General features: G+C 52.1%; 8 protein-coding genes. 5 read left to right on the top strand and 3 right to left on the bottom strand.

Going from position 1 to position 26,144, the window contains the following annotated elements:
* Positions 1 to 10 precede the first annotated feature (10 nt).
* Genes tssK through tagH form a run of 3 tightly spaced genes read right to left on the bottom strand, consistent with a single transcriptional unit; the run spans position 11 to position 3,709 of the window.
* On the bottom strand, positions 11 to 1,339 hold the full coding sequence (gene tssK / locus L1F30_RS10615) for a type VI secretion system baseplate subunit TssK (protein WP_253356057.1): 1,329 nt from the start codon (positions 1,337 to 1,339) through the stop codon (positions 11 to 13).
* 47 nt (positions 1,340 to 1,386) lie between these two features.
* Positions 1,387 to 1,881, bottom strand: a complete 495-nt coding sequence (gene tssJ / locus L1F30_RS10610; RefSeq protein WP_253356056.1) for a type VI secretion system lipoprotein TssJ — start codon at positions 1,879 to 1,881, stop codon at positions 1,387 to 1,389.
* 19 nt (positions 1,882 to 1,900) lie between these two features.
* Positions 1,901 to 3,709, bottom strand: coding sequence for a type VI secretion system-associated FHA domain protein TagH (gene tagH / locus L1F30_RS10605; protein ID WP_253356055.1), 1,809 nt, complete (start codon positions 3,707 to 3,709; stop codon positions 1,901 to 1,903).
* 579 nt (positions 3,710 to 4,288) lie between these two features.
* On the opposite strand from tagH, the gene L1F30_RS10600 reads away from it, so the two are divergent.
* The 5 genes from L1F30_RS10600 (at position 4,289) to L1F30_RS10580 (ending at position 26,093) form a co-directional block, all read left to right on the top strand.
* A complete protein-coding gene (locus L1F30_RS10600; protein ID WP_253356054.1) occupies positions 4,289 to 6,625 on the top strand; it encodes a bifunctional serine/threonine-protein kinase/formylglycine-generating enzyme family protein in 2,337 nt (778 codons plus the stop codon).
* Between the two features lie 37 nt (positions 6,626 to 6,662).
* Entirely contained in the window at positions 6,663 to 8,621 is a 1,959-nt protein-coding gene (locus L1F30_RS10595) for a ShlB/FhaC/HecB family hemolysin secretion/activation protein (protein WP_253356053.1), read from the top strand.
* A 23-nt stretch (positions 8,622 to 8,644) separates the two neighbouring features.
* Positions 8,645 to 21,343, top strand: a complete 12,699-nt coding sequence (locus L1F30_RS10590; protein WP_253356052.1) for a filamentous hemagglutinin N-terminal domain-containing protein — start codon at positions 8,645 to 8,647, stop codon at positions 21,341 to 21,343.
* Between the two features lie 499 nt (positions 21,344 to 21,842).
* A complete protein-coding gene (locus L1F30_RS10585; protein ID WP_253356051.1) occupies positions 21,843 to 24,455 on the top strand; it encodes a TonB-dependent receptor in 2,613 nt (870 codons plus the stop codon).
* 90 nt (positions 24,456 to 24,545) lie between these two features.
* Positions 24,546 to 26,093: a tryptophan halogenase family protein gene (locus L1F30_RS10580; protein WP_253356050.1), complete on the top strand. Its 1,548-nt coding sequence runs from the start codon at positions 24,546 to 24,548 to the stop codon at positions 26,091 to 26,093.
* Positions 26,094 to 26,144 lie beyond the last annotated feature (51 nt).

Below are 26,144 nucleotides of genomic sequence, written 5' to 3'. Positions count from 1 at the left end.
GCTCTGCTTATTAACTGTTCCGGATGGCCCATAATTCCATGGTCAAGCCCGGGAAGTTGGCGCCCAGGTGCACTGCAAAGCCGCCAGAGCGCTTAAAGGTGCCCCATACTTCACCTGCTTTTTCCAGCTCAAAATAAATAAAGCCCGAGTGATAGGGTATTTGGCGTGGCGCCACCGGCAGTGCCCGAATAGCCACCCCGGGTAATTGCGCGGTAATTAATTCGCGAATTGATTCAACCGGCGCAATTTTCGCTTGCGTGGGGAAGCGGGATCTCAGCAGTTCGGTTTGAATATCCGCCTTTACTGCCAGTACAAAAGTGCTCGTGTCTATCATTGAATGATCATTGATAGGTGCCACGTGAATGCCGTACTTACGCTCTACGAGCGATAGCGGTACCGCGGTTTGTTCAAGCACCGTACTCAAAGATTGGCGCAATGCACGGAAGAGATCGGCAAAGGTCAGTTGCAGGTTACTGTGCTGGTAGGCCGGCAGTATGGGCGCACGCTTATTGGCTGCGGTAAAGGTGGCAAGTTCTCCGGCCAGCGCAATCAGCTCCATGTAGAGAGTGTATGGGTGCACTTGCTCTTGCAAGCTCAGCTGGTTGAGCGTGGGTTCAATGCGGTTGAGTACCTGCAGTAACAGGTAGTCAGCAATTTCTGCCGAGCCCGCGCGCCCGCTATCAGCAAGCCTATGGCCCAAGGCGTCAGCCCGTTGCTTTAAAAGGCTTTTTACTTCTTCAATGTAAGCATTGAGATTGGGTGATACATTGCAGCGGATCGCCGGCGGTATGAACTCCCGGTCTAGTTTAATGGGGCTGTCGGGTAGCCGTTCTATGACCTTTGCAATACCGATGCTCGCGTAGCCGCTTAAGTCGTCTGAACCCAATTTCAGGCACACCCGCAGCTTGCCGATTTGAATGCGGGCAGGTTCACTCGATTGTGCGCTGCTGTTGCGCACATCGTAGTTAAAGGTTTGATAGCGCGCCTGTGGGAGGTCTTCTTCCGAGCGGATGGAGTCTTGGCTGCCGGGCCGCTTCAACGGTACGCACAGGTAGATGATTTGATCCTGGGTGTTTTCCGGGATGTCGATAACATCGGGTGTGAGCTCGATGTCTGGTGCAAAGTAGGGCGTGCCGTCTGGGAAAATTGCCTTAATTTGAGTGATCGAAATTTTGCCCATACTCAAGGGCTCGGAATCAATGATCAGCGATTCTACACCCCAGTTAAAGGCACTCGTTGCGCCCAGTTTGCCCTCGATATAACGCTCCCAATAGCGATCCTGCTGCTGGAAGTGTTGCGGCCGAAGAAACATGCCTTCAGACCAAATGACTTTATTCATGGCGGACATAGACTTTCCTTAAGTCAATGCTATGAAATAGCAGGTGATCACTTGCGACCTTTTACCGGTGCGCCTTCAATGAGCTTGACTCCGTTAATTTGGAGATCTATGTCATTTTCAGTGTGAGGCTGTATCGGAATAATGGTGACGGCGTCAGCGTCTTGGTAGTTTACAAACTCAGCCAGTAATCCTAAGTACTTTACTTCCGGGGCCAGCTCAAAGGTTTCAGTGCGTTTTTCGCCCGGCGCAATTTCTTTGAGCACTACTGTGTCTAGCAGGTCTCGCCCAAGGCGGTTTTCTGCATCTTCATACAGGTTCAAAAAATCCTCGCGCCCGAACTGGCGTGCATCTGCCAATTTAAATACGCGTATTACCAGTGGCGATGCGCGCTTGTCTTGATCTGGATTGATATCCAGCGCGGCGTACAAAGTGACATTCGCGGATGTATCAAAGTTCAGTGTTTCTCGCGTTGCCTGGCAGGCTGCAAGCAGCAGTGTGATCGCGCCGAAAAATGCAATGCGACGCAGGTGGGATGATTGCATGATGACTCCGTTCAAGCAGTTATTGATGTGTTTTAGAGCGGCGCGACAGCGCCCTTGCGTTTTTTAGATCGGTAAGCTGTTTTTCGTAAGCCGCAGCAAATTCTTCACCGAATAAATCTTCGTAGGTAGACTCTCTGTCGCGGCATAACGCCTGGTAGTGCTCGCAATAGGCGGCCCAGTTTTTCGCTTGTTTACTGGCCAGTAAGCTATTGCTTTGGTTAAAGCGTGATTCAAGCGCGCTAGGTGAAAAGTGCTTGAACATGGCGTCGTAGGCGGCGCGCATACCCGCGAGCACTGCGACCTGATGGTCTGATAGATCATCAAAGCTGTCTTGTACTGCCTCAAGCGGCGACATAAACGCATTGCTGTTGTTAGCGAACATGCTGTTTAAGGCGTCTGCGGCATTTGCTGAAAATTTTAAGGGGTTGTTGTCTACCGATTGAATCATGGTGCGCTGCACCCTGAGTTCATTCTTGATGGAGTTTCTGGCGCGCAGCAAGTCAATCAGGCGGTGCGTTGTTTCTTTAACAATTGCAGCCACTTGATTGATCAAGGTGCCCTTGTGTTCGCTGGGGGCTTGGCTTAGGCCGAGCGCCTGTTGAAGCGCCGGCTGCTCGGCGCCAGAACCCGTAGCGGCCGCAAGGTTCATTTGGGCTGCGTGTAGGTTTTGTGCTGGGTGGTTTGCACCGTGTATAGCTTGTGCCGGTGGTTGCTGCGGTTCTGGTGCGGGTACAGGCACAGGTTGGGAGGTGGCTTGCTGGGCCCCTTGGCTTATCGCCTGGGTTTCACCTGGCGCATTAATGCTATTGGGGCTTGTTATTGCCGCTCCGTGGGCGATGGCCGCTGATGCCGCAAATGGGTTGTTCTGAGTGCTGAAGGCAGGCCCGGAGGCCGCAGGCGTTGGTAGGGGGGCTGTGCCGCCAAGTAAAGCATCAATTGTGCTCGCCCCGGCAGGCGCATAAGGCGCGCTGGGTTGGGGGGCGGTAGCGCCACTGGCCCAAGGCTCGGAGCCAGTTACAGGCACACTGTTGTTACCCTGGGCTGCAGGCGCAAATGGTTTCGCAAATGGGTCACCGGGGGGCTGGTTGGGAGTGCTGCCTGGCGATGCAGCGGCCGGTGCTTGGAAATTATGAGACGTAGGTGTTGCGTGGTCTGAGGTTGAGCCGTCTTTCCACCAGTCGTCATCCCAACCGCCTGCATTAGTGGCGCTTTGTTGTCCAAAGCCGCCCATTGGCTCAGACGGCTTTGCGTCAAACAGGCTTAAAGGGTCAGTTGGTGAGGTGGCGCTTGGTGTCGGCTGAACACAATCGCCGGCGGCGAAGCCCCAGTCGCTGTTAGGTGCAGGCTTTACCGAGGGTTTTGCCTCAAGAAAGTCGTCAAACTGCTGTGCTTTGGCCTGTGCTTCAAGTTGGGGTGCCATGCTGGCGCTAAAGGTGGTTTTGTCTGATCCATCCAAAAAATCTACCGAATCCAGCCCGTCCGGCAGATTGGCCTTGGGGGTTTGTGGGGCACGTAGACTTACTCGGACTTTATATTCACCCAACCCCAGAATATCGCCATCGGCCAGTGGGTGCTTCACGCCGTTGCCCAGCGGCGACGACGCTTCGTTCACAAATACGCCATTTGTGCTGGTGTCTACCAGGTGGTACTTGCCGTCTGTGAATTCAACGCGGCAGTGGGTAGAGGAAATGATTCGTTCAGGGTCTGGCAATACCCAATCGTTTTTGTCTGATCGTCCGAGTGTCCCGCTGGCTTTGGCAAAGGCCTTGGTGTGGTTGACCATGTTTGTGCCATTGGGATCGGCGATTACTGTAAGAATTAAATCCATTTGTCTACCGTGTCACACTGTCCAATGTATTGGTGTCTTTCAGGCGGCCGATTCTAACGCAGCAATTTCTGCATTAGTAGGCGGGCGTTTGTGAAGCTGTGAATTTGTGTGGATTTTATTTCGGGTAAAAGTGCTAACTGGTACATGCGTATTCATTAACAAGTGTGAATGCGAGAGTTTTTGGTGTGGATCATATAATTCGCGTAATATCCTGCCTCCACAAATTGGGCTTTTTATTTCGCGTACGTTCGTACCATGAAGTGTCAAAGAGCTAAGCCTGGACGGCGATCGCATTGAGCGTAAAGTTATATGGATGTAGAAGACAAAACTCGCGTTGTTCCTTCGCTAAAGCGCGCGCGAAATGCGCCGGAAAAATCATCTGGCGAAAGCGGAGGTGCAAGCAATCACGCCGAGCCCGTGATTACCGATCGGCCGCAGCCCGACAGTTCGGATGCCACCGTATTTGTAGGTGTTGCGTCCAAGGCTTCCGGGGTGCGCAGGCCGCCAGAACCTGTAAAGCTTAAGCCGTTTCCTGTATCTGTAACCGCTGTTGACAAAACTGTCATGGCCGGTGCTGCCATGCAGCCGATTCGTTCTGATGCCACTCAAGAATCTACTAAAACGCTGATTAAAGATCGCTTTGAGCTTGTGAACCTTTTGGGGTCAGGCGGCATGGGGTCGGTTTATCGGGCGTTGGATCGGCGTAAAGTTGAAGCGAACGACAGCGATCCATACCTTGCGGTAAAGCTTTTGAACGATGACTTCAAACAGCATCCGGATGCCTTTATATCGCTACAGCGCGAATCTAGAAAATCACAGAATCTCGCGCACCCAAATATTGTAACGGTGTTTGATTTTGACCGTGATGCTGATCTGGTTTTTATGACCATGGAGTATCTGGACGGTACGCCGCTGGATAAGTTGATTCGGCAAAACGCGGGAAAAGGCTTAGAGAAAGAGCGTGCAGATAACATCTTGCGCGATATTACGTCTGCGCTGATGCACGCCCATTCACAGCGCATTGTGCACAGCGATTTTAAACCGGGAAATATCTTCGTCACCAAGAAAAAGGGCGCTAAGGTATTTGATTTTGGTATTGCCCGTGCGGTGTCTGGTGGTTTGGCTGAGGCTTCCGGCGAGAAAACCCAGTTTGATGCAGGTACTCTGGGTGCACTTACACCGGCCTATGCCAGCCTTGAAATGCTTAAGGGTGAGGAGCCAAGCGAAAGTGATGACGTCTATGCACTGGGTTGTGTGGCGTACGAGCTTTATGCAGGTAGGCATCCCTTCAATAAGGTGCCAGCAGACAAGGCCAAAGCACAGCGTTTAAAGCCCAAGCGATTAAAGTCGCTGACACGCAGGCAATGGCGTGCGCTGGAAGGCGCATTGGCTTTTGAGCGTCAGGAACGAATTCAAGATGCCGCAGAGTTTATGCGCCTGTTTTTTGGTCGCAATAGGGCAGCATGGTTGGTGGCAGGTATTGCCGCTTTCTTCTCAGTTGTGTTGGGCGTCTCTTTTTACTTTCAATATCAAGAGCAGCGTCAGGTTGATCAAGCCTATAAAGCAGAGCTTGAACAAAAATTGCAGCAAGAGTTGTTGGTTTCACGAATTGCAGATAAAAAACAAGCCATTGATAGGCTCATTCAGCAGGCGGCCTTAAGTGTTGATTGGGAGCGGGATTTGCGTGGCGAGCTTAAAGAGCTGGCAGCGCTTGGATCTAACGAGGCCTATATCGATGAAGCCCAATCGCGTATTGCGTCGCTGTTTTTTACCGCTGCTCGCGAGTACATAGCTGCGGGTGAATTGGAAAACGGTGAGCGGGCGTTAACCCGTGCAGACGGCTGGAACACTGCCGATGCCGCGCAATTTATCGAAATAAAGCGCGCGTTGGCGTCTGAAAAAGCAAAGCTTGAGGCCAGGTTGCTGGCAGAGCAGCAGGCTGAAATAGCGCGTATTGCCGCGGAGGAAAGGGCCAAGGCTCGCGCAGAGCGCGAGCGGAAAATGGCTATTCACAACCAGCAGGTAGAGGCCATTATCGGCAAGTTAGAGCGCCAGTTGCGGTGTGGCTTCGGTTTAAATGTCACCGGCGATATTGCGGGCACCCTGTCTGAAATGAGGACGCTTGATAGTAAAAAAGCACAAAAGTTGGAACCTATTGTGGCCAGTGAGCTGGCCAGCTGTTTCGGCCGCTTGGCCCGGGAAAACCCCAAGAGAACAGCCGCGTTATTGGTGCAGGCGCAAACCTTATTGCCTGGTCAGGAGGCGCTTTCGCGTTTCAAGATTGATTACTGTGGCCACCTGGAGCCCGGCACCGGCGGGCGCGGCTTGCGCTATAGCTGCGCCGATCCTTTGCCTGGCGGCGGCAGTGGGCCTGCACTTGTCAGTGTGGCTGGCGAATCTCGGCAAGTTATATCCATGGGGCGCTACGAAATTACCTGGGGCGATGTTCGGCCTTGGTGTAGCCGCTCTGGAGTGTGTGGTGAGGGGGTTAAAACCGCGAGCAGCGCCATGCCTGCCACCGGACTGCCCGTTGAAGCCATTAACGGCTACCTTGCGTGGTTGTCTCAAGAAACTGGTTATCGCTATCGCCTGCCTAGCTACCGCGAATGGTTTGGCGCTGCCAGTGCCAATGGCGAGCGAGAGCAGCCAGATCGCAATTGTTACCTCAAGTACGGTGGTATTGAAAAGGGCGGCGAGCTTGTTGCCGCAAACGCTGGCAGCAGTAATGCCAACGGATTGATAAATCACGTGGGTAATGCCGCCGAGCTGGTTCTGGACGGCAATGAGTTGCTTGCAGTTGGCGGCAGCTTTTTGGATGCCATGAGCAGTTGTTTGGCGACAACCAAACAAAGGTTTGACGCACGCAATAATGAAGAGGTCGGTTTTCGCGTAGTACGTGAAGCCCCACGAAATTAACAACGGTTTACAGGGATGTGAACAGGAGAGTAAGCAAGTGAAAAAATTATGTAACCCTTCAAAAATTTCTGCAGCCGTTGTGGCCATGGTAACCGGCGTGGCGGTGACGACCGCGCAAGCTCAGGTGTCTGAAGGGGATTCCAGTTTTAGGAGCTCGGTAAGGTCTGCCTTTGAGACAGATGTAAACCCTGAAAGTGAGCAGGATATCACCAAAGAGTTTTTGCTCCGCACCCTGGATACTGCCACGCCGAAGCTCGATACTGAAATTCCCGTGCAGCGCCTGCGTGATGAAGGGCCTCGTATCGCCGTGAAAAAGTTCGATTTTGTGCGCCTTGAAGAGTTCCCGGATTCAGGCATTACGCGCGAAAAAATTGAAACCATGGCCGAGCAGTTGCGGGTTCAGTACATGAAGGAAGATCAGGTAATGGCGCACGGCTTCACCCGCGACAACCTGGCGGAAATTGCCGGCTATCTGGCAGAAATTGGCGCGCGAGATATGCCTGATCGCGTTACGCCCAAGAATCTACAACGCTTGATTAATATTGTTAAACAACAAAACGCCGAGCGCGGCATGAGCTATGGGGACTTAGAGGAAATTGCCGCTGAGCTTACGGGCTTTTATCGCCAGCAGGGCCTGTTTTTGGCACAGGTTCAAATTCCGGCGCAAGACGTGGTGGATGGTGTAGTGAGCCTCTCGGTTCAAGAAGGTCGTTTAGGGAAAGTCATTGCGCACGACAACAGCGGCTACCAGCAATCGCAGCTACAGCAACCCTTTGATGCGCATATTGGTGAGCTGGTAAATCACGCCGATGTTGAAGAGGGAATGTATCTGCTTAACGACCTGCCCGGGCTGAATGTAACAGGCTATTTTACGCCCGGTGATAACCCCGGCGAGACGGCGTTGAATCTTAAGGTGCGCAATGAGCAGCGATGGAAGTTTTCTATGCGCGCTGATAATCATGGTTCAACCTTCACAGGGGATCAGCGAGCCTACGCGTTATTTGATGTATTGAACCCACTTGGATTCGGCGATGCATTAACCCTCGGTGCACTTCAGTCTCATAACCCTGGTAATTCTAGCCTGGGCCAACTTCGCTATAGCTTCCCTTTGTTTGGTCCACGCACACGGTTTGAAATTTCAGCAGATTATAACCAGTTCAAACTTACAGGCGACAAAGGCGACGTTATTAACGCTTTGGAATTGGAGGGTGTTAACAACACATACGCTGCAAGTATTGATCATAAGTGGCACCGGTCGCGCGATTTCAATTTTTCTACAGGTTTTAGTGTTACCGACAAAGAAACCAACATGGACTCCCTTGTGGAAACCTACCGTGGTGGTGACCATGTTCGTGGCGCGGAGCTTGGGTTTTATGTGGATGGGCTTGGTAGCAGCGTGCAGATGCTCAACATTGCCAATGTGAAGTTTCAATATGGCCAGCATTTAAACGAGGTGGCTGAAGGGCGTGGTGATGACTTTTACAAAGTGGCATTAGATACCAATAGCTTGTTCTTCGTACCTTTGCCATTTGGCAATGCGCAATCGCGCCTGGTGCTGAAATCCCGCTGGCAGTACGCAGATAGGCTGCTGCCCTCGTTTGAACAGTTATCCCTTGGTGGAGCGGCCGGTGTGCGAGCTTTTAGCGTACGTGATTATTCGGCAGATGCTGCAGGAATGGTCAGCGCTGAATGGTACTTTGATATGCCAGATTCCTTAAACCCGTCTTTGCCAGGCGGAATGCGCTTGAACGATGTGTTCCAGTGGGGATTATTGGCTGATGCAGGCTATGGCAGCTCCGTTAACTTTGAAGAAGATGGATCGGATTCCTGGGCCAGGCTTGCAGGTGCTGGCCTTGTGATGAAGCTAAGTTGGGATGAGTTCTTTTCAGCACAGATTTCAATTGCAGAGCCTATAGAAGTTGAATCATCCAATGACTCATTGGGCGAATACAAGAAAACACAGGTATTTATGGATTTTACCTTTTTCTTCAAATAGCGCAGGAATAAACAGAAATTATCATGCAACAGCCAACCCATGTGATTGATAACGAGGCTAGTAAAAAGATGACACCACGGAAGATTTTGGCACGCGCCGTTGGCCTGCAAACACTGGTAATGGGTGGCATGCTAACCACCATGATCGGCAGCCTTTCGCCCTCTGTGTTGGCAGGGCCTACTGGTGGCACCGTAGTAGGTGGTCAGGGTGATATCACCACTGATGATAAAACAACCCGTGTCGATCAATTTACTGACCTCATGGCCGTTAATTGGGATAGCTTCAATATAGCGGCCGATGAGAAAGTGCTGTACGTACAGCCCTCTGCATCGTCGCTGGTGCTTAACAGGATTTTGGATGATAACGCCTCGGTGGTGCGCGGCAGCATTGAAGCCAACGGCCATGTGCTGTTGGTTAACCCGCAAGGGGTACTGTTTACCGATACAGCTACAGTAAATGTGCAAGGCATTGCCGTATCGGGTTTGGATATCAATCCTTCTGACTTCCTAAACGGTGATTACAAGTTGAACGCTACCAGCGGTACCGCGGGCAGTGTAATTAACTACGGTGTGATTAATGCCTCAAGTGCCGCATTGGTAGGTAAGCATGTGGCCAATCACGGTTTAATCAAGGCTGATCTGGTATCACTTGCCGTTGCCGGTGAGGCCATTTTAAGTTTTGGTAGCGACTCGCTGTTAGGTGTACAGGTTTCTAAAGCACTGCTGGAAAAAGAAACGGGTATTGAACAAGCCATTCTTAACGCCGGAGACATAGAGGGCCAGCAGGTACTTCTTGATGCATCTGTAGCCAAAGGGCTATTTGATTCAGCGGTTAATAATACCGGCACAGTTACCGCGCGGGGTATTGATACCTCAGGCGGTGTTATTCGCCTAACAGGCAGCGGTGGCAATGTGGCCGTAGGTGGTCGGCTGGACGCCGATGGTACTGGTGGCCAGGTACATATTGAAGGCGATTCCGCGAGCATTACAGGTGTTGTTTCTGCAAACAACGCGTCCGGCGCCGGCGGTAATATTTCTGTGCTTGGCACCCAGGTAAATCTTGCAAGTTCCGCTGAGGTAACTGCCGATGGCAGCGCGGGCGGTGGCACCATTCAATTGGGGGGTGATTTACGCGGGCAGGGTAGCCTGCGCCTTGCGGAAAATACTGCCGTACAAGCCGGTGCCAAAGTCAGTGCGTCTGCAACGGAATCTGGTGATGGCGGCACCCTTGTGGTTTGGGCAGAGCAGTCCACAACGGTTGCCGGTTCATTGGCCGCCGATGCCGCCGGGGCTACGGGTAATGGTGGTTTCATTGAAACCTCAGGCAAAGAAAGTGTCCATCTAACCGGAAGTATCAGTGCAGCGGCATCGGGTGGTGACGCGGGCACCTGGCTGATCGACCCGGGCTTTCTGGAAATTGGTGCTGAAAATGGCATCAATAAACTCAGTGCCAGTGAATTGGCCACAAGCCTGGCTACGCAGAATGTAACCATTATCAGTAATGAGCCAGTAGGTACCTTTGATGCCTATGGAGTTAAGGTGTCTGAAGATATCAGCGTAGATGGTGACGGTAGCGGCACCCCGACCACCTTAACGCTCACCGCTGCAGGCGGTGATGCTGATGCCGAAGGCATTGTTATTGAAGCTGACATTTCGGCCACAAATCACAACTTGAATCTGGCGCTGAACTCCAATAAAGACATCACAATTGCTGCCGGCAGTGCGATTGAACTAAACGACGGTAACTTTACCGCAGTTGCACAGGGAAGTTTTCTGAATAGCGGATTGGTTGATGCAAATGCAGTAGCGATTACTGTGGGCGCCTCAGGTGCAGATACGGTTAATCAATTGGGAGATTTAACCTATCAATCCCTCAGCTTAAGTGGTGGGGCAGGGTTAGACAGTTTTGATCTATCAAGTTTAGACAATCTTGTCTTTAGCATTTCAGACTCAGGCGTGCTTGGCCTTATGCAGGGCGCAAATGTTGTAGCTGTTGATGGAATAGAGCGATGGGTAGCGCCCGGTAGTGAGTTAGCCATTGATGCAGCGCTGGCAAGCCCTGAAATTTCTCTTTCAGTGTTAGAGTCTACGGTTAATGGGCTAGACAATCAGGCCCCGGTTGCACAAATTTCAAGCAATGCCAGCCAGATTGTAGAGTTGGTGGGCTTAACCCACCTATCTGGTTCTGGTTTGGGTGTGCAAGACGTTAGTGATGCCTCCATTGATGCGGAACTATCGATTGCAGACAGCTCGGGTATTGCGTTGCTGGGTAACCAATTGGTTTACCGCGGCAACGGCAGCACACCATTTGAGCTAATGCTAGAGGGTGTAACCTCGGTTGCAGCCGGCCGCAGATTTACCCTAACGGCAGTAGCCGAAACCATTACCCTTGACGCACAAAAGTCTTTTGATACTGATAACGGTATTTCTGTAGCGGGTGCCTCATTTACCGAAATTGATATGGGTGGCACCGCCTCTGGTGGCGCTGCAGACACAATCGCAGGTGGTGCACATGCGCTGGTGCTCACAGGCGGCAATAACAATATCGCAGTGGGCGGCCTGGCTTTTACACAGGTTGATGCGGTTTCAACTACTGTTACAGCCTTCAGCGGCAGCGACCAAGCTGATGTTGTTAGTATGACTAGCAGAAAAACCTTTGATGCCAATAACATCAGCGTGGTTAGCCAGTCTAATTTTTCAAGTATTGATTTAAAGGGCAACGCCTCAGGGCAGGATGTTGTTTACGGCGACGGGACTAGAGACTGGATGCTAAGCGCAAGCGGTGCTGAATCCAGAAATATTGAGTTCCTTGGCCTTGAGCAGGTTATAACCGGAGGAGACCTTTCAATTGCTGATGGCCTAGGCGATATCTCAGTGAGTTCAGGAGATTTCGCTGGTGGGCAGTCGCTGGTGCTAAATGGGATTGGTTTTCAAAGAACTGACGGCGGTTCAGTAACCTATTTCAGCAGCGTATCAGCGGGTAGTGGCTCCAATTTTGTGGTGGATGGCTCGAGCTTTTCCGGCGCACTTGCATTGCGCAATGGTAGTGGCAAGGTTCAGGCCGCAGGCACAGAACTAAGCGGAGTTGGTGCAGTCAATGGCGGTGATCTCAGCTTGCTGAGCCGCACTGACTCAACGGGTTTAGCTATTAATGCCGCCAATGGTTTCGAGGCTGCGGGTATTGGCTTTTCAGCTATTGGCCAGGTAACCGGCTTAGGTGCATCCGATACAGTTCAGCTGGCTGCTGGGTTTGCAGATGATCTTGGTTGGTCGCTAACCGACAACGGTGTAGATAATGGCATTGCCTCAACCGATTTGGTGTTTTATGGCAATGGTTTTAGGGTAGACAATATTACTACCACACTTGCCGGCCGCGCCCAGGCAGATACGTTTGTGCTAAGCAGTGGTGGTGAGCTCACAGCGAACAGCATTGTTTTTAGCGGTGTTACTGACGTTGCCGCCGGAGAAGCTGCCACTGACGATGCCAATGTGATCGACAGTGTTCAAAGCGCAAGCGGGGTGGTTTGGTCCTCTCTGGGTAGTGAGTCGGTATCAGCAGGCTCCATAAACTTTACGCAAATCGAACAAGTTACCAACATCGATGATGGTGCAAGCATCACCGGCGTGAGTGGCGCGGTAGATAGCCTATCGAATTTGTCCGACAGCGCCATTACCCTAAATGGTGTGCAATTCAACAGCGCGGGCACTTTCGGCGGCCTGAATTTGCAAGGCGGTGACAGTTTGGCCCTTGCCAATAATGATCAAGCACAGATCATAGGCAGCGGTACCGTTAATCTTAATAATCTTGCGTTTGATATCAGCGGCGTAGATGCCGTAAGTGGCGGTGAGATCACCACGCAAAACAGTGTTGCTGCCAATATTACGCTCGATGGCCTGGGCGGTTTTGAACTTGCCGATATCGCGTTCAGCAATAGCCGTAGCGTCACGGCAACGGCTGCTGGTTCGAGCGTCACCGGTGGTGATGGTTGGTCTTTTGTGGATAACAATAGCGCCCGCATTCAAACCTTGGGCGGTATGGCGTTTGAAGGTTTCGACAGCGTGACCACCAGTGCTGCAAGCCTCAGTGGCTCTAACCTTGCCGATAACATCAGCGTAACCGACAGCCAGAATGTCGCTATAAACAATATTGATTTCACGACCACAAACGTGAGCGGTTTTGGCGCTGTTGACTTAGGTGAAGGTAACGACACGCTCGATGCCGGTGCCGATACAAATGCGGTAGCCTTAACGGGCGCCAATAATGAAGCCGTTACCCGTGGCCTGATTCTCACAAGCCTTAATGAAGTGACTGGCGGCTCGTTACAAGGCAGTGACAACGCCGATACCTTTCAACTGACGGGCGCGAATACACTGCTGGCCAATAGCATTGCCTTCAGTGGCATTAGCAACGTAAATGCCGATGGCGTGACAGATAACGGCGAGCAGGATCGGGTAATTTCGCGCAGCGGTCAAACCTGGACACTGGATAGCCAGGCCAGCCAGCAGGTGACTACCGACGGTATACAATTCACTGGCGTGGAGCTGGCCGAAGGTTTGGCCACGGCAATAAACCTAGCCGATAGCGCAGCCAATCTTATCTACACAGATAGCCAATTAATTGCAGCGGGAGCTTTGGCGTTCAGTACCACGGCCGACTTTAGCAGTCTAAGTGGCACCGGCGCCAATGCATTAACCGGCACCAGTACAACCCAGTGGCAATTAACCGATAGCAGTGTTGTGGCAGACGGCGCGCTCACCATTACCGGGTTTAACGCCTTTACCAATGGCCACCTAACCGGCCGAAGCTCGGGTGGCAATGATTACACCTACACCGCAGCCACAGGTGATGTTGATGTGGCCCATGTGGGCTTTACCTTTAGCGGTTTGCAATCTGTTGCAGGCAACAGCAGTACCGATACCGTAACAAGCGATGCCGATTGGCGAGTGGTTGATAATAATTCTGCCAGCACCAACGGGCTGGTGTTTAGTGCCATTGAAAGCGTGCAGGGCACCGGCAATTTGTACGGCAGCGATAACAGCGACACATTTACTATCAGTGGTTCAAATGTGGCGGTTGGCAATATTACCTACCAAAACATTACCGCAGTAGACGGCCAGGGTGGCGCGGGTGATCATGCCACTACGGCGGAGTCTGGCAGCTGGACGCTAGGCACCGCAAGCAACAGTGCGCTTGGTGCAACTTTCGGTGGTATTACCTTTACCAACATTGCACAGGCCAGTGGCGGCTCAGGCAGCTTAACGGGCTCAACCGGTGCAGATACCTACAGTGCGGTGAGTGCCGGCAGTGTTACTGCCAATGGTATTGCTTTTACAGGCCTCACCGAAGTGAACGCCCAAGATGGCGACGATACCCTGTCTGCATCGGGCAGCACGGTATCGCTTAATGGCGGTGATGTCAGCTTGGGTGGCGTTACCTTCAAAGGCCTGGCTAATGTTGCCGGCGCCAATATTGAAAGCCAGGCTAATACCAGTTTCAGTGTGAGCGCTGCCAACACCTTGGCAGCCGAGGGCGTTACTTTCACAGGCGTCACTGCCGTTGCGGCCAATGGCAGCAGCGACAGTGCAAACACCACCACTGGCTGGACATTGCTCGGCGCAACCAAGGCTGCCACAACCCAGTCGATCGCGTTTACCGGTTTGGAGTCTGCCACCGGTAGCAGCAACCTGCTCACGGGCTCGGCGGCTGCAGACCAATTTGAGTTGAGTGGTGCAGCGGTAATTGGCAACGGTATCTCTTTTACGGGCATTACGCAAGTTGCTGCCGGAGAGGCTGCCACTGGTGATGCCAATGTGATCGACAGTGTTCAAAGCGCAAGCGGGGTGGTTTGGTCCTCTCTGGGTAATGAGTCGGTATCAGCAGGCCCCATAAACTTTACGCAAATCGAACAAGTTACCAACATCGATGATGGTGCAAGCATCACCGGCGTGAGTGGCGCGGTAGATAGCCTATCGAATTTGTCCGACAGCGCCATTACCCTAAACGGTGTGCAATTCAACAGCGCGGGCACTTTCGGCGGCCTGAATTTGCAAGGCGGTGACAGTTTGGCCCTTGCCAATAATGATCAAGCACAGATCATAGGCAGCGGTACCGTTAATCTTAATAATCTTGCGTTTGATATCAGCGGCGTAGATGCCGTAAGTGGCGGTGAGATCACCACGCAAAACAGTGTTGCTGCCAATATTACGCTCGATGGCCTTGGCGGTTTTGAACTTGCCGATATCGCGTTCAGCAATAGCCGTAGCGTCACGGCAACGGCTGCTGGTTCGAGCATCACCGGTGGTGATGGTTGGTCTTTTGTGGATAACAATAGCACCCGCATTCAAACCTTGGGCGGTATGGCGTTTGAAGGTTTCGACAGCGTGACCACCAGTGCTGCAAGCCTCAGTGGCTCTAACCTTGCCGATAACATCAGCGTAACCGACAGCCAGAATGTCACTATAAACAATATTGATTTCACGACCACAAACGTGAGCGGTTTTGGCGCTGTTGACTTAGGTGAAGGTAACGACACGCTCGATGCCGGTGCCGATACAAATGCGGTAGCCTTAACGGGCGCCAATAATGAAGCCGTTACCCGTGGCCTGATTCTCACAAGCCTTAATGAAGTGACTGGCGGCTCGCTACAGGGCAGTGACAACGCCGATACCTTTCAACTGACGGGCGCGAATACACTGCTGGCCAATAGCATTGCCTTCAGTGGCATTAGCAACGTAAATGCCGATGGCGTGACAGATAACGGCGAGCAGGATCGGGTAATTTCGCGCAGCGGTCAAACCTGGATACTGGATAGCCAGGCCAGCCAGCAGGTGACTACCGACGGTATACAATTCACTGGCGTGGAGCTGGCCGAAGGTTTGGCCACGGCAATAAACCTAGCCGATAGCGCAGCCAATCTTATCTACACAGATAGCCAATTAATTGCAGCGGGAGCTTTGGCGTTCAGTACCACGGCCGACTTTAGCAGCCTAAGTGGCACCGGCGCCAATGCATTAACCGGCACCAGTACAACCCAGTGGCAATTAACCGATAGCAGTGTTGTGGCAGACGGCGCGCTCACCATTACCGGGTTTAACGCCTTTACCAATGGCCACCTAACCGGCCGAAGCTCGGGTGGCAATGATTACACCTACACCGCAGCCACAGGTGATGTTGATGTGGCCCATGTGGGCTTTACCTTTAGCGGTTTGCAATCTGTTGCAGGCAACAGCAGTACCGATACCGTAACAAGCGATGCCGATTGGCGAGTGGTTGATAATAATTCTGCCAGCACCAACGGGCTGGTGTTTAGTGCCATTGAAAGCGTGCAGGGCACCGGCAATTTGTACGGCAGCGATAACAGCGACACATTTACTATCAGTGGTTCAAATGTGGCGGTTGGCAATATTACCTACCAAAACATTACCGCAGTAGACGGCCAGGGTGGCGCGGGTGATCATGCCACTACGGCGGAGTCTGGCAGCTGGACGCTAGGCACCGCAAGCAACAGTGCGCTTGGTGCAACTTTCGGTGGTATTGCCTTTACCAACATTGCACAGGCCAGTGGCGGCTCAGGCAGCTTAACGGGCTCAACCGGTGCAGATACCTACAGTGCGGTGAGTGCCGGCAGTGTTACTGCCAATGGTATTGCTTTTACAGGCCTCACCGAAGTGAACGCCCAAGATGGCGACGATACCCTGTCTGCATCGGGCAGCACGGTATCGCTTAATGGCGGTGATGTCAGCTTGGGTGGCGTTACCTTCAAAGGCCTGGCTAATGTTGCCGGCGCCAATATTGAAAGCCAGGCTAATACCAGTTTCAGTGTGAGCGCTGCCAACACCTTGGCAGCCGAGGGCGTTACTTTCACAGGCGTCACTGCCGTTGCGGCCAATGGCAGCAGCGACAGTGCAAACACCACCACTGGCTGGACATTGCTCGGCGCAACCAAGGCTGCCACAACCCAGTCGATCGCGTTTACCGGTTTGGAGTCTGCCACCGGTAGCAGCAACCTGCTCACGGGCTCGGTGGCTGCAGACCAATTTGAGTTAAGTGGTGCAGCGGTTATTGGCAACGGCATCTCTTTTACGGGCATTACCCAAGTTGCTGCCGGTGCCGGCACCGACCAGGCGACAGGTGCGGCAGGCCAGGCGTGGGAGGTGCTCGCCACTAACAGTGCAATAAATAACGGCGTCACCTTTACCAATATCAACTCGCTCACCGGTGATGCGCAAACGCTTACGGTTACCGCGAACGATGATTACCTGCAAATTACAGGTGTTGGTGCAGTATCGGTAGCGGGAATGGATATTACCGCCACAGGTGGATTAACCACCGTAGATATGGCCGCAGGTACAGACACCGTAGTGGCGCGCGCTGATCAAAGCTTTACCATTTTATCTGGCGCCAATAGTTTGCATTCCGACGGCATGGATTTCCTAAATGTTGAATTGGGCGAGGCCGGCGGTATAACCGGTGGGCAGGATGACGGTGAGTATAAAGTGCTCGGCGTTAATCAAATTTCTTCCAATGGTATCAGCGTCAGTGGTGTGAGTTATTTTGATGCCGCAGGAGGCTATGATGTTGTTACAGGGCTTGATGGTGAGGCCTGGACATTATTAGCAACCGGTGCCGCTGAAAATTTCGGTATCACCTTTGCCAATGTCGAGAAACTATTCAGCTCTTCCTCAGAGATTTTTGGCTCAACAGGCGCAGACCAATTCGCGCTGGTTTCGGATAATTTGCTGAATGCCAGCGGCATGGCAATCGAATTTACCAATGGCCTTACATTGATCGACGGCAATGGCGGCGCTGATAGTGTTTTAGGCCTTGCCACTACGCAATACCAGCTTGAGGAAAGTTACGGCTATGTCACAGCCGGCAGCATTGCGCTTCATAACATTGCAAGCTTTTCCCAAGGCAGCCTCACCGGGCGCGCGCAGGCCGATGCGTTTGCAATTAACGCCGATGGTGATGTGAATGTGTCAGGCTTTACGTTTAGCGCGCTTGCCGGTATTGACGGCAATGGCGGCAGTAACACAGCGCAAATAGCGGCGTCTGATAATGTAACCCTTAACGGGGCAGGCGCTGTTGTATTGGGCGATGTTAATGGGCTTCTGCTCAATCGCATCGGGCAAATAACCGGTGATATCAGCTCGGTTACACTGGCAAGCGATGTAAGCCAGGCAACAATAGGTGCAGCATCTAATGTAACTGCTGCGGGTATTGCCCTTACTTCCAGCCATACAAATTCTGTTGCGTTAAATGTGAGCAACACCAACACCTTGGTGGATTTCCAGTCTTCGCTTGTCACAGTGGGCGAGGCTTCCCGGCAGCTGAGTACCGATACGCTCAACGTAACGGGCGTAGGTCAAGCGGCAATCAATTACCTGAAGGGTGAAGGCGCGATTGCACTAGCTGTAAATGCTGATGCCAGTGTGGATGTGTCTGGCATAGCTATAACCGGGCTCGTCAGCTACGACGGCGCGGCCAGTACCGATACCATTTCGGGCGCAGAGGCTAGGTTGCTTGCGGGCCAAGCAGGCCTGAATATTGCCGGGATTGATCTTACTGCCGTTGAGTTACTGAACCTCACAGATGGCCAGTTGTTCGGCTCTGCTGAGGGCGAGGCGGTTGACTTTACTTCGGCGGCTTCTTTGGCGGTAAACGGTATTAACGTGAGTGCTGCGGGCGGTTTCACGCTGCTTGACCTGGGTGCAGGCACAGATACCGTCAATCTAGGCGTGCGAACGGCTGAACTTACAGGCGTGAATAATGCATTTATGGTGGATGGCGCCTTGGTGCAAGGCGTTGACAGTGTTCAGGCTGCCAATATTGCAAGCAACACGGCTGTGGATTTCTTACAAACCGGTGCACAAAGTGTGAGCGCCAATAGCATAGCGTTTGATGGTGTCGAGTTGGTAACCGTCAGCAATGCAGTTGCAACACTTACCGGCGCAGATCAAGTGTTGCAGGCAGCAGACAATTCGCTGACCATTGGCGACATAGTGTTCAGAGGCCTGGCCAATGTTGACGCTAATGGCTTGCAGCTAAGTGATTTGGATAACAGTGTAACTATTGGCAGTAACGGTGCCGTATCAACCGGCGGCGTGAGCTTTACAGGCCTAACCCTGCTGGATACAGCAGGTGGCATAGACAGTGTTCAGGCAACCTCAACGCACCCTTGGCAGATTTTTGACGACACCCAAACCGTTCAGCTGGATCAACTGACCATCTTAAATGCTGAAAGCCTTTCTGGCAGTTCTGCACTATCACTGCACAGTGATAATACGCAAGTAACGATAGAAGGTGATCAGTCGGTTAGTACTGCCGGCATGGTTTTCAGTGGCTTGACAGACGTAGCGACTATGGGTGCGGGTGGGCGTGTGAGCGGCCGCACAGGTGAATTGTGGGCGCTTAATAATGACTCGGTAGGCGCTGGTGCCATAAACTTTTTAGGCTTTAGTGCCTTTAATGCAGAGCAAGCTGTTGTATCAACCGCTACTGGAACCCATAACTATCAGGTTTCTGAAAGCGGCCAGCAGGTGAGTGCTGGTAATTTAAGCTTTGATGGCGTAGCGCGCCTACAGGGTAGTGCCAGCGATACAGTAACTTTGGTAGATGGCGCACAGGTTCAATTGGCCGCTGGGGGTTACAGCGTAGCGGGCCTTAATATTTCAGGCATTAACAGCATCTTCGGTAATGGCCTGGCCCTGCTTGGAAGTACTGACGATGAAATGTTTACTCTGCTGGATGGAGAAGAGCGCGTAGCGGTTAATGGATTAGAGCTTATGGGCGTTGCGCGGGTTGACGGCGGCGGTGGCAGCGACCAGTTGACTTCCGGCAATGAAAGCCGGGCATTTGTGCTGGGTGCAGAAGGCGACCTTAGTGTTGCTGGCATCATGTTCGATTCCATTACCCAGGTTAATGCCCTGGGGAGTACTGATTCGGTGACGGCCAGTGACGCAAGCTGGTATGCGCAAACCCAAAATGGCGTGCTCGCCAGCCAGTCTAGCCTTGCAGTGCTGGATACAATTTCAGTACTGTTTAACGGCGTTGAATCTGTAGCCGGCACAGGTTCATTGTACGGTGCCGACGTTGATTCCCACTTTCAAATGACTGATCTCAGTACACTGGTATACGGCGATATCAACTACGGCGATGTTACTCGGTTGGAGGCCGGCGCGGGTAACCATTCATTGACTGCCAGTGATTTAGCCACCCAATGGCAATTACAGGAAGGGGCCAGTACCGCAACCAGTGGCGACAGTAGCTTTACATTTAGCGGCGTTGGCTCACTGAATTTTGGCGCAGGGCAGGATGTAGTAAGCCTCACAGGCGGAAGCTTTACGGCGATTAATACCGGTGCAGGTAACGATCAGGTCAGCTTGCTGGGTGGTTCCCTGGACACATTGGCTCTGGGAGCTGGTGATGATGTGTTGACCATTGCCGATGGTGGTATGGCGCCCGCCAGCTTCGAGGGCAATAACGGAGCGGACTCGCTAATTTCAGGCGGCGCGCTTGGCTGGGCGTTAACCTCTGTTAATGAAAGTAATGCCTTGGGTGGCTACAGTTTTACCGGGTTTGAAACCCTGGTTGATGCCAGTGCCGCTATTCAGGCAAACGTTCAGGCTGCTGCCAACTTTACGGGCAAAACCGTAACCACCGGTGGTATGACATTAAGTTTTGCCGAAGCTGATTCTCTAAACTTTGCCTCCAGTGCCACGGGCAATGCAATAACTGGCGATGTGACTGTGGCTGATCTAAAGCTATCGGCTGCCGGTAATGTAGATCTAACGGTTACATCTGATCTGGTGGATATCAGCCGAACATCCAATGCCATTGATGTTTCGTTGGCCGTTACAGGCGATACTACAATCCAGACAATTGACGCAGGCACAGGCAATATTCTACTAACCAGTACGGCGCTGAGTTCACTCAGTTTTGCACCGGATGCAGTAAACCTTATTGGCAGCAATGTGCAGCTCGGTACCGAGGCCTCATTGTTTATTGGCATTGGTAGTGTTCTGAATCCTGCGCGAATTCAGGCAACAGATTCCGTAAGGTTTATCTCGCTGGACTATGTTGAGCCTTTGTATTTTGGCTCTATTCCGCAGCTGACCAGTTTCACTGGTAATCGCCAAGAGTCTATCTATGGCGCTCAGGCCGCCCAGGGTGTGAAGAGCGCCGTGCAAACCGCGGTGGAAGATTTCGCCCAAGTAGACCCGGCCATCTTTGAAGCGGTAAGCCCCTATAGCACCAGCGCCAATGCCTTGGCCGGTGGTGAATTCAGGTTGGTTGCCGGTGTGTTGCTACCCGCAGACGCCACCGCTGCAGGGGAAGACGACGAGCGTAAAAAGAAATCCGGGCAATCAGAACAAGGCGCTCAAGAAATTCTGCTGGAAGTGCCCAATGAACTGAAGCCTGAGCTTAAAGAAGGGTATGAATCTTCTTACAAAATTGAAGCAGGCGATACATTCTGGGATATTGCCGAAAAGTTTTTGAAAAACCCCTTCAAGTGGCCAGACCTCTGGAAGCAAAACCCCAATGTAACCAACCCCGATAAAATCTACCCCGGGGATGTAATAAAGGTATTACTGCGCAATGACAGTGCCTATCTCATTATCGAGGCGGGTCATTCAGAGGCCGAAGATCTGTGCAAGGCGGGTCGTGCTTTGGGGCAGGTGGCAGTCGCCCTGCCGCCAGTGAATAGCAGGCCCTCAGCCTAGGGGGAATAAACCGCAGGGCAGGCTTTGCCCCGCGGTCTTTTGCTATTTATACCGGCCGCGGCATGCTTTCTGGCGAGCCGCTTGGCCTTTGTTATTGTTTTGAGCAGCCAGGCTGCAGGCACTGGCTGAACCCCTATCGCTTTGCATTCCCACCCATTTCTTTACCAGCATTCAGGCGCGCCACGGCCGGTTTTTAGCCCCGAGGCCCTGGATGGGCAGTGGCCGTGTACCCCTGGTTCGGGCCGTATTAGTATAAAAGTGGGCCCAAAAAGCGCTTGATCCGACAGGCGGTCTTGCGTCTAAATCAGTGAAACTCTGCGCTTTCAGGTATTTCCAATGGCTCGGAAAGAAACTTCATCAAAAGGCTTGACAACGTTGTCCGGTCGGCATACTGTCAACCTTCCGACAACGTTGTCTAGAAAGCTCGAAGAGGCGCACAGCAGTTGTTAGGAGTTCTAGGTCATATAAATAACAAGTGTTAGAACAGAAGGGGACAGACATGTCTATAAAACTTAGCGATGCGATCAAAACAGTAAATCGCGCCTTGATTACCTGCGGGTCATTGGGCGCACTTTCTATGGTGTCAGTACCTGCGTTTGCGCAGGATCAAGCGTCTGAAATTGAAGAAGTTCAGGTGCTTGGTATTCGTGGCGCACTTCAATCAGCTATTGAAAATAAGCGCAACTCCACAGCGGTTATCGATTCAATTACTGCTGAGGATGTAGGTAAATTCCCGGATAATAACGTTGCCGAATCACTCGGCCGAATCCCTGGTGTTGCGGTATCTCGCCAGTTCGGTGGTGGTGACGCGGTTTCTATTCGCGGTGCCTCTAACCAGCTGACTTTAACCACCCTTAACGGGCAGTCTGTTGCCTCTACCGGTTGGTACACTCAGCAGCCAATTGACCGTACTTTTAACTACGCCATGCTGCCGCCAGAAATGATCTCTGGCATTGACGTTTACAAGTCATCCCAGGCAGACCTCGTTGAAGGTGGTGTGGGTGGTACTGTAAATGTTAAAACCCGCAAGCCGCTGGATTTAGAAGCCCACACAGTTCGCGGCTCTATTAAAGGTACCTACTCTGATCAATCTGAAGAGTGGGATCCCGCAATCTCCGGCTTGTACAGCTTTAAGAATGACTCCGAAACCTTCGGTATTCTGGCGTCCGTTGCGCAGGCCGATTACACCTTGACCCGTCGTGGCGATGAAGCATTGCCCGCTTGGGGTGGCCGCATTGCGCCCACGCATTTCCACCAAGAGCGCCAGCGCACTGCGTTTGATGTAACCGCGCAGTTCCGCCCCAGCGAGCAACTGGAGTTTGGTGCTCATTACATGAACCTGGAACTTACTGCCGACAACGTCAACTCAGCAGCCTGGATTCCACAGGATCTGAACAACTGTGAGTTCAATGATCAGGGCGCTCCCATCAAGTGTACCGCGAGCAATGGCTCTGCCGGCAACACCTACTGGGACGTTCGCCCTCGCAACGCCACCATGACCTCAGAGACTTTTGATCTGAACATGGAATATTCTGGCGAGAACTTCCTGTTTACTGCCCAGGTTGGTACTACTAAAGCAGAGGGTGGCACCGATTTTGAAACTAACTTCGGTTACCTCAGTATTCAAAAAGCTGGCATTACTGATGGCACTATCGATTCTACCGGTGACACGGTTAAGTATGACTTGACTGATCCGAACTTCGGCCCGGGCGATCTGCCAGGCGCTGGTGAGTACGGTGGTTGGGAAGGTTTGCAAACCGGTGCTGTTGTTCAGCAACCAAACACCGATGAGGAAGTATACTTTCAGGCCGACATCGCCTTTGATGTTGATTTCGGTGCAGTAAAAACCATCAAGACCGGTGTGCGCACAACTCAGCACGAAGTGATGCAAACCAAATACAACGGTGAGTTCGCAGGCTACGACGGCGCAGCCGAGTCCTTGGTGGTTGACGGTTCACGCTTTGCCAATGGCACCATCGAGGCTGGCCACGGGGTGACTATTCCAAAGCCGAATGCATCAGAAATGATTGCCTACACCAACTCGAAATTGACCGGCTGGATCTTGGATCGCTCAGGTTACTCCACCATTGAGGAAGACAACTTCGCAGCCTACGTAATGGCCGAGATTGAAACTGAATCATTGCGTGGTAACTTTGGTTTGCGCTACATCAGTACCGATGCGGCCACCCAGTTCTATGCGCCTATCCCGAGCGGCGGTTACGAAACCGAGCTGAGTAAAGATACGGCAGGTTACCGCGACGTTCTGCCTAGTATTACGCTGGCAACTGACCTGTCTGAAGAAATGGTCTTGCGTTTCAGTGCTGCTCAAGTAATGGCCCGTGCCAACTACAACGATATGTTCGGTAACTCTGCCTTGGCAGGCTACAACGATACTATCCCTGGTAATGAGCGCGTCATTAAAGGTAATGTTGGCTTGAAGCCTTATAAGGCTAATCAGGCAGATATCGCACTTGAGTACTACTACGGCGAAGGTAACCTGGCATCTATTGCTTACTACACTAAATCAGTAACCAGCTTCACCACCGCTGATGTGCAGCTTGATCAGCAAATTGGCTTGGTAGACCCTGATTCTGGTGTAGATAGCTGGACTGTTGAATCTCTCACCGTAGGCGATGGTGGTTACATTGACGGTATCGAACTGCAATTACAACATGCATTCGATAACGGCTTTGGTGCGATTGCAAACTACACCTACGCGGATGCAGCGGCCGATGCCTCTAACTTCTCTGATGGTAATGGTGTTTTCACCGACAGTTCCAAGCACTACATGAACCTGGTGGGTTACTATGAGAACGATACCTTCTCGGCGCGTGTTGCTTATAACTGGCGTTCAGCTTATATGATCCGCGAAACCGGTTTCTACGGTGCTCGTGAGCACCAGGATTTCGGTACAGTTGATCTGAGTTTCGCGTATCAGGTAACAGACTTGCTGGGCTTAACTGCCGAAGTGACCAACTTGTTCGGTGAAGACAGCGTGCAGATCGGTCGTGATAAAGGTGATGCTACATACCAGCGTACGTCTTACGGTTACCCGGCTTACAACTACCTGGGCGAAACCCGCATGACAGTTGGTGCAAACTTGAGTTTCTAAGTTTGCCAAATTGCTTCAAAATAAACCCAGCTTCGGCTGGGTTTTTTGTTTTATTGAATGGCTGGTTTGCAGAGTGGCTTGGAGGTTGATTTGAATAGTGTTGCGGAGCATGGGTTGATCAAGCGTGTGGCCATCGTGGGCGGCGGTTCCTCTGGCTGGCTGGCCGCAAACCATTTAGCGGTAGCGCTACAGGGCCGGGGTGTTGATATTACCCTCGTTGAAAGCCCAGATATAAAGCCCATTGGCGTGGGGGAGGGTACCGTACCCGGCATACGCAAATCCCTGAAAAAATTTGGTATCTCTGAGGCGGAATTTCTCTACCACTGTGATGCCACTTTCAAGCAATCTATCAGGTTCGCAAATTGGAAAAAAGCTGAGCCCGGGAGCGATCAAAGCTTTTACCATCACTTGTTCGATTTTCCCTTTCCCTTTGGTGAAGATCTAACGCCACATTGGCTGAATAACACTAGCAGCCAATATGCCGATACCGTTTCAATTCAAGGCGCGCTGTGTGAAACAATGCGATGCCCCAAGTCAAAGGGGGCGAATGAATATGAGGGTGAAGCTACCTATGCTTATCATTTCAATGCTGCCAAGTTTTCCGCACTGCTTGCGCGCAATGCAACCCAAAAGCTGGGCGTGAAATACCTGCAGGCGACGGTGGCCAAGGTAAATCTGGACGATACTGGCGCTATTGCGTCTCTTGGTTTTGCCAGTGGTGATACCGAAGCCTTTGACTTCTTTGTTGACTGCTCCGGCTTTCACGCTGTGCTGCTTGGTGGGGCGCTGGATGTGCCATTTGAGTCGCACGCCGATCAACTGTTAGTTGATACTGCGCTGGTAGCCCAAGTGCCGCTTGAAGCTAGCGATGAAATTGCTCCGTACACCAGCGCTACTGCCCATGAGGCGGGCTGGATCTGGGATATCCCGTTGGTTAATCGGCGTGGTACAGGCTTTGTGTACGCGCGCGATTATATGAGTGATGAAAGGGCAGAAGAATTGTTCAGGGCCTACCTGGGCCCTGCAGGTATTGGATTAAATTTTCGTAAAATTCCAATGAATATTGGCCGTAGGCAAGTGTTTTGGCGGCGCAATTGTATGGCGTTAGGGCTTGCTCAGGGGTTTCTAGAACCACTGGAAGCCACTTCAATACTTTTTACGGATTTTGCTGCGTCTTTATTAGCTGATCGTTTTCCTCTCCACCGCTCTCAGCTGGAAGCCTTGAGCGAACGCTTTAACGAGCGCACTTTATACGCTTGGGCGCGCATGGTTGATTTCATTAAGCTGCATTACTTTTTGTCTGATCGGGATGACTCTGCCTTCTGGGAAAAAAATCGCGACCCGCAAACTTGCTCGCAAACCCTGCTTGCTCGCTTAGCGCTATGGCAAAACTATTCACCAGTGGCTACAGACTTCGACAGCAAGTTTGAGGTGTTTGATGTGGAAAACTACCTCTACGTGCTTTACGGCATGGGGTTTGGTACCCAGGCGCCTCAAATGGGGGGTGAACGCGCCTCGCGGCTGGCCAAACAAGTGGCCCAATTAGACCGGCACCGGCAACATTTCGTGAACCACTTGCCCTCCCACGGGGAGTACTTGCGGGCCTTTCGCAAGGCTTATGAAAATCTTGGAAAATAAGCACCCATAAGCGCTTGACAACGTTGTCTTGCTTTCGTATTGTTAGACAAC

The sequence above is a fragment of the Simiduia sp. 21SJ11W-1 genome, assembly GCF_024138675.1.
Taxonomy (GTDB): Bacteria; Pseudomonadota; Gammaproteobacteria; order Pseudomonadales; family Cellvibrionaceae; genus Simiduia.
Note: the sequence above shows the minus strand (reverse complement) of the source record. Positions and strands in the feature narration are given on the sequence as shown.